The organism is Nocardiopsis sp. NRRL B-16309, from assembly GCF_001279585.1.
Classification (GTDB): domain Bacteria; phylum Actinomycetota; class Actinomycetes; order Streptosporangiales; family Streptosporangiaceae; genus Nocardiopsis.
This window is the reverse complement of record NZ_LGEC01000010.1, coordinates 1-361: the sequence shown is the minus strand read 5'-3', so window position 1 is coordinate 361 and position 361 is coordinate 1. Positions and strand designations below refer to the sequence as shown.

Below are 361 nucleotides of genomic sequence, written 5' to 3'. Positions count from 1 at the left end.
GAACGTGCCCTTCACCCTGGACACGCTGACGCTGATCGCCCCCTATGCGATGACGCTGGCGCTGGTGGGGCTGATGGAGTCTTTGATGACCGCCAAGGTTGTCGACGACCAGACCGAGACCTCCTCCAACCACGCCCGCGAGGCCCGCGGCCAGGGCATCGCGAACGTGCTGGTCGGCTTCTTCGGCGGCATGGCGAGCTGCGCGATGATCGGGCAGACGATGATCAACATCAAGTCCGGCGCACGCACGCGGATCTCGACCTTCCTGGCCGGGGTGTTCCTGCTGATCCTGTGCGTGGGGCTGGGCGACATCGTCGGGATGATCCCGATCGCGGCGCTGGTCGCGGTGATGTTCTTCGTG

Annotated in this window: 1 protein-coding gene; it reads left to right on the top strand. The window is 65.7% G+C overall.

Annotated elements, in window-relative coordinates:
* A partial coding sequence (locus ADL05_RS03055) for a SulP family inorganic anion transporter (RefSeq protein ID WP_197285672.1) occupies positions 1–361 on the top strand: 361 nt, incomplete at both ends.